Raw genomic sequence first — 9,420 nt, 5'->3', positions numbered from 1 at the left:
GTTGGTTGTGCGGCGAGCTTGGAAGGGACTCAGGCGGCGGTGGGCCGTGCTGGGCAAGTCAAACTTAACAGAGAACACACCTATGCTTTTTTCCCGTAAGGCGGTTTCCAAGCGTCACCTGCTGCTGATCGCAGCCGGTTTCAGCACCGTGTTGACAGGTTGCGCTACGTCGCCGGCCTCCAAGGTCGCGTCGAGCACCAAGGTCGAGTACTACCCCAACTGCTACGAGCCGGTGCAGCACCTGCGTGCAACCGATTCGAACATGACCAAGTCGGTCGTCACCGGTGCCGCCCTGGGCGCAGCCGGCGGTGCATTGCTGGGCGCGCTGACCGGCGACTCCGACAAGCGCGGCCGTAATGCTGCCATTGGTGCAGCGGGCGGCGCCCTGGCGGGTGGCGCGGCGGGTTACTACACCGAGCGTCAGAAGCAGATCACCGATGACAACCAGCGCATCGCGTCCTACTCCACCGACTTCAACAAGAGCGCCTCTGACATCGACCGCAGCACCGCGTATGCCAAGGCATCCCAGCAGTGCTACCAGAGCGCATTCACCAAGCTGGTGAATGATCGCAAGGCCAAGACCGTCAACGACACCGAAGGCCGCAAGCGCCTGGCGGAGATCGTGGCTGGCTTGAAAGAGTCCAATGACCTGATCGTTGCAGTGAACGGCAAGGCCAGCGAAGACTTGAACAACTACACCCAGGCTTACGAGCAAGACCTGAAACAAGTGGGTGTGCAGCGTGCTGACGTAGTGACCGTGGCCCAGGCCGACACGACGCCGCAGGTGGTGCCGGCGAAGAAAGGCAAGACGCCTGCCAAAGTCGCGAAAAAACCGGTGCTGCCAACCGTGCCGAAAGAAGCGGTGACCACCGAGAAGAGTATTCAGACCGTGCAAACCAAGCAGGCTGAAAGCAAGCAGGTCGCCAGCGCCGGTAAGGCGCAGATCGAAGGCACCTGCCGCGATCCGAACCTGGCCGACTGGGCGCCAGTGCCGTGCCCTAACGTTTAAGCAACATGTTGCTATAAGCGTTAAACGCCTGCCGATCTCCTGCTAAAGCGCGAGATCGGTGGCGTTCTGTCGGTAAATCGTTACACTGCTGCGGCCACTTAATAAATACACTGAGGCTGTGTGCATGAAATTTCGTCTTCTTCTGTGGGTGCTGGGCCTGATGATGGGCAAAGCCAGCCGCACCAATCCTGCCTTTCAGCAACAGCTGGGTGACAAAGACCTGGCGTTCCAGTTGCAGACTCTCGACGGCAAAGTTGCCCGTCACTTCATCGTCAAAGACCAGCGCATCACCAGCCGCTCAGGTGTTCACCCAGCGCCGGCCTTTGCTATTGCCTTTAAAGATGCCGCCTACGGTTTCGCCACGATGCAGGCGAAGAACAAGCAACTGGCGTTCATGACGGGGATTCAGGACAAGTCGATCCAGATCAAGGGCGACCCGGCGCTGGTGATCTGGTTCCAGGGGCTGACCAAGTATTTGAAACCGCGCAAAAAGACAGCTAGGTAGCTTTTTGGAGTCCTCGGGGGCACTGAAGGCCCCGAGGAGAGCCTGCGTAAGGAGACCGTTAGTCCTCTAGGTTCACGCGTATTCGACGGTCTTTGGTTGGGTCGAATCTGCCTGAAAACCGTATATCTCCATCGGCCTCGTGTTGCCGGCTCTTATATTCATTGGTTTCGGTGTTTCCGGCAGTTTCATGAATATCGACTTCGGTATCAAATTGCCTGTAAAGTTTTATAACTGTGAATTGAGCCTTGGTCTGAATATACGTGTCGTCAGAGCGGCCTATGATAGTGTCGCTTGTTCCTACGGCTGATATCGCCGTTCGAGATGAGTCGCTGGGTTTACCACCCATTATGGTGTTTTTTCCCGCGCCACCATTAATAAAATTACTGCCTGTACCGCCTGTTAAAATATCATCTCCGTTTTCACCGTGTAATTCTCCCCCGCCAGAGCCTAGCTTGCCGGTATCATTGCCGTCGCCCAGATGTACTTGAGCGTAGCCGCCTCCCGTGCTCACGGTGTCTTTGCCTGGGCCAGTGTGAATGGTTACATTGACCTTGACGTCAGGACCTATCGTTACATTGTCATCACCGCCGCCGCTATCTATGAACAGTTTGCCTTGGTTGCCGTCGGAGTTAGAAGCATTGATGTCCAAGTTGACGGCTTGCCCATTGATAATAGCTACTACGCGATCATTCATAACTTTTATATCGATCTTATCATCCACGTGTCCTGTGTAAATTTTAATGTCGGAGGCGGGGTGATAGGCGCGGCCGATAACGTTTATGGGTACCCCTGGGTCCGGAGTCGTTACAACCAATACTGAGCCATATTGATCCCTGCGAGGTGTGAGAGTGCCGTTTACATTTATAGAAGGCTCAGTAGCTGTAGGTTGCGGGTAGGAGATAATAGGATTGCTAGTTATAAAGTTTTGGGAGGTGGATGTAATAGACATAAGCAGAATCCAGAGCTAATTATGTGGTTTTACCTGCGCCCTTTATGTGGACTAATCAAGCGCGATGGTGCCTTCGCTAAATGTTGTCGGCTGTCGGGGCAGCAAGAGCCCCGAACGACTGCTATGGAGGAGAGTTGATTTAATCTTCAACAATGGTAACAGTATTCCGTAGCCTAGGAATGATGACGTTGTTTGGCCTGAGATGACTGTTCTTAATCTTAATTTCAGAACCGCCAGAGCTTGAATAAAGATCAACGGTAACTGATGCATCTGGAAATACATCAATTTTGGGTTTTCCACTGTAAACGGTAACGTTCACCTGGCCGGCTTGGGCGCGTATTCTGTCATTGGTCCCCGATGAGTATATTTGAGTCAGTTTGGGTGCGTGTGCAGCTATATCGGTGAAAAAGTAGTTTTCACCCGTGTCACCGTAAAGCCTGCTATCGCCAGAGCCGCCAAACAGTTTGTCGTCGCCAGCCCCGCCGTGTGCATGCCCGCCACCCGTGCTGAGCTGTACTTGGTCATCGCCCTTTCCGGCGTCCACGTTAGCAAAGCCACCTCCAGTTTTTATAAAATCGCTACCGCTTCCTGATTTTACGTGGACTGAAGTCATAACATTGTCATCGATGGTTATATCATCATTGTAGTGGCCTGTAGTGATGTTGACGGTATGACGTTCAGAGTTTGGTATACCCAGCGCGTGTGGCCTGCCGTTTATAACTGCAACGAGGTTTCCGTCAATAGCTTTGTTAATCCTGATGTCGGCCCGCCGATCAGTGATTATGATGTTGACGATTTGACCATTTGAATCTCCATCGTGAATGATGGTTACCGGGCTTTTCTGTATGGGCTTGGGCTGATGGTAGTGCGCTGGAAGGAGCGTGAATGCGAAGGGTGAGATGGTGGTCATAAGAGAGTTCCAAATTTAATTAAGGTATAGAAAGTCTCAATAGCAGGAGCTGATTGAGCCGTGAGTCTGGTCTTGCTGTGGTTGTATGTGCAGTGGAGATTGCCTGAGAATAATCTGTTGTTGATGTTGCCAAGGGGCGAACCCCTAAGGGGGTATTAGCAACTTCATGTGTCTTGTCTGACCCGCAACGCATCTTTGTCAGGGACGCTGCCAAGAATTTTGAAGTCAGACTGAATATGTTGGAGCTTGTGAAGGTCCTGAGGGTCATCCAAAGTAATAGTGGAGCCCGTTGAGCTTTGACCCAACGAAATGCTGAGTTTTTCAAGACCGCCGGCGATGTGAATGTCGGCGCCGCCCGACACTTTAATATCTACGATGCCAGCGAGAGCCGATACCGTATCCGTTGCTCCAGCAGATGTTATATAAGTTGTGGAGCGCGCGTCCGGGCTTGTGGACAAAGTATTATTTCCACTTCCACCCTCTAGCGTATTCCACATACCTCCCCCGTACAGCTTGTCATTACCGTTCCCGCCTCGCGCCGTTCCGCCTTCGACGCCCAAGTGCACCTCGTTGTCGCCGTCCCCCGCGTCTACTCTACTGCGGCGGTCGCCTGTTCTTACATAGTCGTTACCGGCCCCTGAATGAATATAGGCCTTAACCTTGACGCCATCTTCAAATATTATCGTGTCGTCGAAACTATCAGTATTGATTTTTATTGCATTGGTTCTTTTGTTGTCTATTCCCAGGTCGTAGAGGACATCATTGATGTTGGCAATAAATGCGCCATTAATATCTTCGGATATTCTGATGTTGGACTTACCACCCGTTACATTGATTTCTGCGGTGTCGGTAAAAGGGGTGTGAGAATATTCTATTTTTACGTCCTTGGACTTTGCTGTAGGCTGATTTGCGTTTGTGGCTGCGGCAAAAATATCATACAGGGACGAGAAAGAACTGGAGGCGATCATCATAATTTGATTCCTGTACAAGTTGTAACTTGTTACTTGTTTTGGTTAACTCGTTCGAAACGCTTGAGTGTCGAAATGGGGAGCGGTGAGTGAGTTAACTTAATTGTGTGTACAGGAAAAGATGTTAGTCAAAAAACTATTTGTTGTCTGGCGATTTTGACTTCAAAAAGTAACAGCTGTTTATCCGTGGGGGATGGTGGTGTAATGCGTTTAATGGGTCTCTTGAAATGAGATGCAAACTATTAAGTTGAATGATAGTTTCAAAGTATAACTTTGGCGTGCATCTGCAATGGTTGGGTGTTTTCATCAACCTCGGGGAAATGGGACCCCGAGATAAATGAAGAGCTTAGTGCTTCAGCCAGGCCGAAGGGATCCGTCGCAGCAATGCTGCGATAGCGTGTAACCGTCCACAGTTTCAGCCCTGGCTGAATTGAGACGCCAGCTCGCGCAACAGCACTTCCGCATCCAGTACTTTGTCGACCACTTCTTCAGCCTTTTCCCGGCTCAAGCCCAAACGTTCGATCAGTGCGTCGGGTATCGCCTCATCCGGCCCGGAACCAATTCCACGACTGCGCAGCAAACGTACCGCCAAGCACACCAGGTTCGGATATTCAGCATATTGCCCGTCATAGGTCGGGTCGTGCTGAAAGCGCAGGGCGGTGGACAGTTCGTCCGGCATGTCCCAGTAGCGCATCAGCCAGGCGCCGATCTGCTCGCGGCTGATGCCCAGCAGGTGCTGCTCGACATAGCTGTGGCACAGGTGCGGGTTGACCTCCAAGTGACGGCAAATCAGCGAGAAGTGCGGCGGGAACACGTGGGCCAGCAGCAGGTAACCGAAGTTGTGCAACAGGCCGGCCAGATAAGTCAGGCCAGCTTCCGGGCGCTGGGCGCGCGGCATGGCGCGGGTCAGGCCTTCGATGACGGCGGCGGTGTAGATCGACTGGTGCCAGTAAGGCGTGGACTGGTGTGGATGATCCTTGGGCAGGCTCAGGGTTTTGCCCAGGGCCAGGCCGAGTGCCAGGTTGATCACCAGATCAAAGCCCAGCACGCGCACGATGGCGTCTTCCACTGAACGAATCTTGCCCGGCGAGGCGTAGTACGGCGACGCTGCCCAGCTCACCACTTGGGCAGCGAGGGCCGGGTCGGTTTCGACGACGCTGGTGATGTCATCGATGGTGGCGTTGGGGTCGACGCGCAGTTTGATGATTTTCTGCGCGGTGTCGGCCAGCGGCGGAATCTCGATGGTCGCTTCCAGGCGCTGCTGGATTCGGCGGGCGGTGAACGCCTGCATTGCCTGGGTGATTTCCTCGCGGTCATCGTTTGGGCGGTCGAGGTTGGGGCGGATGTTGCTCAGCGGCTCGCCGAAGTGCCCGGCGCTGGCCTTGGTGAGCATGCTCTTGAAATCGCTGCTGGCGATTTCCAGCAGTAGCCCGGCTTCACCGGAATGTACCAACAGGCTTGGCTCGCTGAGCAGGCTGCCTTCATACAGGCACGGCGAGCTGGTCAGGACCGGCAGGCCCGGCAACAAGCTCAGGTCATGTTTGGCCAGCATGCGCTCGATGCGGTCCGGCGACACGGCCGTGAGACGGCGGCCGGTGAGTTCAGCCAGGCGGTTGAGGTCGAGCAACTGGCTCTGCGGGAACAGCACCATGAGTGCGCCCACGGCATCTTCCAGCAGTACCGCCTGGACCTTTCGTGCGGGATTCAGGCCGGCGTCTTCGGTCACTTCCGTGTAGGGGATGGCGAGCTTTGCGAGCAGAGCCCGAATGACCGGCGGGGCGGTCAGTGGGGCTGTGGCGAGGGCAACTTCTGACATGGCCTGATCCAATTTCGTACAGTCATCGAAGTATAACCAGCTTGATACAACTGTTGGTTGGATAAGTGAGTCAGGCGTCACACTTGGCCGTATTGCTGCCCATGCCTGAGCCAGCGATCCAGCAAGGGGCTGACATGCTCGGGCCAACGCTCCAGCAGCGCTTGCGCCGCATCACGCACGGCAGGCAGCAAGTCGGCATCGCGCATCAGGTCGGCGACCTTGAATTGCAGCAAGCCGGTCTGGCGTGTGCCAAGCATTTCGCCGGGGCCGCGCAGTTCGAGGTCTTTTTCGGCGATGATAAAACCGTCGTTGGTCTCGCGCATGATGCCCAGGCGCTGACGGCCGATCTGCGACAGCGGCGGATGGTACAGCAGCACGCAGTGGCTGGCGGCGCTGCCCCGGCCGACACGGCCGCGCAGTTGGTGCAGTTGGGCCAGGCCCAGGCGCTCGGGGTTTTCGATGATCATCAGGCTGGCGTTGGGCACGTCCACGCCGACTTCAATCACGGTGGTTGCCACCAGCAGTTGCAGGTTGCCAGCTTTAAACTCGGCCATCACTGCGGCTTTTTCTGCAGGCTTCATGCGCCCGTGAATCAGCCCGACCTTCAGCTCGCCCAGGGCGCTGGTAAGGTCCTCAAACGTGGTCTCGGCGGCCTGGCAGGTCAGCTCTTCGGATTCTTCGATCAGCGTGCAGACCCAGTACGCCTGGCGGCCTTCGGCGCAGGCGCCGCGCACGCGCTCGATCACTTCTACGCGGCGCGTGTCGGTGACCAGCACGGTGTTGACCGGCGTACGGCCGGGCGGCAGCTCATCGAGAATCGAAGTGTCGAGGTCGGCGTAGGCGCTCATCGCCAGGGTGCGTGGGATCGGTGTGGCGGTCATGATCAACTGGTGCGGATTCATCCGGCCGCCCACGCCTTTCTGGCGCAGGGCCAGGCGCTGTTGCACGCCAAAGCGGTGCTGTTCGTCGATGATCACCAGGGCGAGGTTCTTGAACTGCACTTCGTCCTGGAACAGCGCGTGGGTACCCACCACCATCGGCGCGCCCCCCGCGATCTGTTCCAGCGCTGCGGCGCGGACCTTGCCCTTGAGCTTGCCGGCCAGCCACGCCACTTCCAGGCCCAAGGGTTCGAGCCAACGCTTGAAGGTGATGAAGTGCTGCTCGGCGAGGATTTCGGTAGGCGCCATCAGCGCCACCTGGTAACCAGCTTCCAATGCCTGCAAGGCGGCGAGGGCGGCGACCACGGTCTTGCCCGCACCCACATCGCCCTGGATCAACCGCAACATGGGTTCGTGCTGGCTGAGGTCGTAGGCGATTTCATTACCTACGCGTTGCTGCGCGCCGGTGGGTGCAAAGCCAAGGTTGGCCAGGTATTGCGCAGGCAGCCGCGTGGCCTTGGGCATCGCCGGCGCGCGCAGGGAGCGCATGCTTTCGCGCAGGCGCTGCTGGGACAGTTGATGCGTCAGCAGTTCTTCGAAGGCCAGACGATGCTGAGCCCAATGGTGGCCCAGTGCGAGTTCGTCGACGTCAGCGTCGGCGGGTGGGTTATGCAGGTAGCGAATCGCATCGTCCAGCGGCGCCAGTTGGTAGTCGCGCGCCAGCTCCAGAGGTAACCAGTCGGGCAGGCTTTTGGGGCCGAGCATCGTTAGCGTTTGCATACACAGCTGGCGCAGGCGTTGCTGAGTCAGGCCTTCGGTCAGCGGGTAGATCGGCGTGAGCGTGGTGTCGACCGGCGGCGGCTCGTCACCCGTGATGGCACGGTACTCCGGGTGGTAGATTTCCAGGCCGGAGGCGCCGGGGCGTGCTTCGCCATAGCAACGCACGCGGGTACCGCGCTTAAGGCCGTCCTTTTGCGCGTTGCTGAAATGGTAGAAGCGCAGGCTAAGGCCGCCGGTGCCGTCCTGCAGGCGTACAACTAAACTGCGGCGCTTGCCCATCACCACGTCGGCGCCGCTGACGGTGCCTTCGACCACTGCATCCTGCCCAGGGCGCAAGTGCCCGATGGGCACGACGCGCGTGCGGTCCTGGTAACGCAGGGGCAGGTGGAACAGCACGTCCTGGAGGTTTTCCAGGCCGACCTTGGCCAACTTCTCGGCCATGGCTTCACCGACACCTTTAAGTGCCGTCACCGACACCTGCGACAGCTCAGTCATACGTCTACTTAGCTCGCAGCAGGCGGCTTGGCCACCGAACACAGTCGGATCGAGTCGGCCAGGATTTCAATGGCTTTGGGGCGTGGAAAACTGGCGCGCCAGGCAATCGCCACGGTACGGAACGGCACCGGCGGCGTGAGAGGGCGTACAGCGATTACGCCAGGGGCGTAGTGATGGCTGTCTACAGCCGACAGCGGCAGAATCGAAATGCCCAGGCCCGACGCAACCATGTGACGGATGGTTTCCAGGGAGCTGGATTCCACGGTGGTGTGTTTGGCGCCGTCGTTGCCCTTGGTCAGGGTCGGGCAGGCTTCCAGTACCTGGTCGCGGAAGCAGTGGCCTTCACCGAGCAGCAGCAGGCTCTTGTCGTTGAGCAAGCCGGCGTCGATGGTGTCTTTTTGCGTCCACGGGTGGGAGGCCGGCATCAGCACGTAGAACGGCTCATCGTAGAGTGGCAGGGTCAACACGTCTGCTTCGTTGAACGGCAGGGCGATGATGATCGCGTCCAACTCGCCATTGCGCAGTTTGTCGCGCAGTACGTGGGTGAAGTTTTCTTCGATATACAGCGGCATCTGCGGCGCAACGCGGTGCAGTTGCGGAATCAGGTGCGGGAACAGGTACGGGCCGACGGTGTAGATGGCGCCGACTTTGAGCGGTGCGGTCAGCTGGTTCTTGCCGGCCTGGGCCAGTTCGCGAATGCTTTGGGCTTGTTCCAGCACTTTTTGCGCCTGGGCGACGATACCTTCGCCCACTGGAGTCAGGCGCACGGCGCTCTTGCTGCGCTCGAAAATCAGCACACCGAGTTCGTCTTCAAGCTTTTTCACACCCACCGACAGCGTCGGCTGGCTGACATGGCAACGCTCGGCCGCGTGGCCGAAGTGCTGCTCTTGGGCGAGGGTCACGATGTAGCGTAATTCTGTAAGAGTCATAGCGGGCGTCCATGAGGTTGCGGGCCAAGCATACCGGCTGCAATCGATAGACGCACGTTATCAGAACTTTGATGGGGATTGAGCGGGGAATGTTGAGGATTTTGCTGAAGTGATGAAACCAAATGTGGGAGCTGGCTTGCCTGCGATAGGATCACCTCGGTATCACTTATAGACCAAGGTG

At 57.0% G+C, this 9,420-nt stretch carries 8 protein-coding genes; 2 read left to right on the top strand and 6 right to left on the bottom strand.

Annotation, left to right across the window (positions count from 1 at the left end; translation table 11 throughout):
• Positions 1-82: 82 nt before the first annotated feature.
• Both tagQ and K0H48_RS27120 read left to right on the top strand, forming a co-directional pair.
• On the top strand, positions 83-1,009 hold the full coding sequence (gene tagQ / locus K0H48_RS27125) for a type VI secretion system-associated lipoprotein TagQ (protein WP_138813295.1): 927 nt from the start codon (positions 83-85) through the stop codon (positions 1,007-1,009).
• A 124-nt stretch (positions 1,010-1,133) separates the two neighbouring features.
• Positions 1,134-1,514 carry a helicase gene (locus K0H48_RS27120; RefSeq protein WP_219270080.1) on the top strand — a complete coding sequence of 127 codons (381 nt, stop codon included), beginning with the start codon at positions 1,134-1,136 and terminating at the stop codon, positions 1,512-1,514.
• A gap of 58 nt (positions 1,515-1,572) precedes the next feature.
• Here K0H48_RS27120 and K0H48_RS27115 read toward each other — a convergent pair whose 3' ends face one another.
• The 6 genes from K0H48_RS27115 to K0H48_RS27090 form a co-directional block, all read right to left on the bottom strand.
• Positions 1,573-2,463: a calcium-binding protein gene (locus tag K0H48_RS27115; protein WP_219270078.1), complete on the bottom strand. Its 891-nt coding sequence runs from the start codon at positions 2,461-2,463 to the stop codon at positions 1,573-1,575.
• A gap of 139 nt (positions 2,464-2,602) precedes the next feature.
• Positions 2,603-3,373, bottom strand: a complete 771-nt coding sequence (locus tag K0H48_RS27110) for a hypothetical protein (RefSeq protein WP_219270076.1) — start codon at positions 3,371-3,373, stop codon at positions 2,603-2,605.
• 164 nt (positions 3,374-3,537) lie between these two features.
• Positions 3,538-4,344: a hypothetical protein gene (locus K0H48_RS27105; protein WP_219270074.1), complete on the bottom strand. Its 807-nt coding sequence runs from the start codon at positions 4,342-4,344 to the stop codon at positions 3,538-3,540.
• A 412-nt stretch (positions 4,345-4,756) separates the two neighbouring features.
• On the bottom strand, positions 4,757-6,157 hold the full coding sequence (locus tag K0H48_RS27100; RefSeq protein WP_219270072.1) for an aminoacyl-tRNA deacylase and HDOD domain-containing protein: 1,401 nt from the start codon (positions 6,155-6,157) through the stop codon (positions 4,757-4,759).
• A gap of 77 nt (positions 6,158-6,234) precedes the next feature.
• Complete coding sequence (gene recG, locus K0H48_RS27095) at positions 6,235-8,310, bottom strand: ATP-dependent DNA helicase RecG (RefSeq protein ID WP_138813299.1); 2,076 nt, start codon at positions 8,308-8,310, stop codon at positions 6,235-6,237.
• Positions 8,311-8,318: 8 nt separating this feature from the next.
• Positions 8,319-9,239, bottom strand: coding sequence for a hydrogen peroxide-inducible genes activator (locus K0H48_RS27090; protein ID WP_003213305.1), 921 nt, complete (start codon positions 9,237-9,239; stop codon positions 8,319-8,321).
• Positions 9,240-9,420 lie beyond the last annotated feature (181 nt).

It is taken from the genome of Pseudomonas sp. Xaverov 259, assembly GCF_019352915.1.
Classification (GTDB): domain Bacteria; phylum Pseudomonadota; class Gammaproteobacteria; order Pseudomonadales; family Pseudomonadaceae; genus Aquipseudomonas.
The sequence above is the reverse complement of the archived record's forward strand: the minus strand, read 5'-3'. Positions and strand labels throughout refer to the sequence as shown.

Coding starts and splice junctions, on each gene's coding strand:
- K0H48_RS27120 (WP_219270080.1), top strand. CDS start 1,134: ATGAAATTTCGTCTTCTTCTGTGGGTGCTGGGCCTGATGATGGGCAAA.
- tagQ (WP_138813295.1), top strand. CDS start 83: ATGCTTTTTTCCCGTAAGGCGGTTTCCAAGCGTCACCTGCTGCTGATC.
- K0H48_RS27105 (WP_219270074.1), bottom strand. CDS start 4,344: ATGATGATCGCCTCCAGTTCTTTCTCGTCCCTGTATGATATTTTTGCC.
- K0H48_RS27110 (WP_219270076.1), bottom strand. CDS start 3,373: ATGACCACCATCTCACCCTTCGCATTCACGCTCCTTCCAGCGCACTAC.
- K0H48_RS27100 (WP_219270072.1), bottom strand. CDS start 6,157: ATGTCAGAAGTTGCCCTCGCCACAGCCCCACTGACCGCCCCGCCGGTC.
- K0H48_RS27090 (WP_003213305.1), bottom strand. CDS start 9,239: ATGACTCTTACAGAATTACGCTACATCGTGACCCTCGCCCAAGAGCAG.
- recG (WP_138813299.1), bottom strand. CDS start 8,310: ATGACTGAGCTGTCGCAGGTGTCGGTGACGGCACTTAAAGGTGTCGGT.
- K0H48_RS27115 (WP_219270078.1), bottom strand. CDS start 2,463: ATGTCTATTACATCCACCTCCCAAAACTTTATAACTAGCAATCCTATT.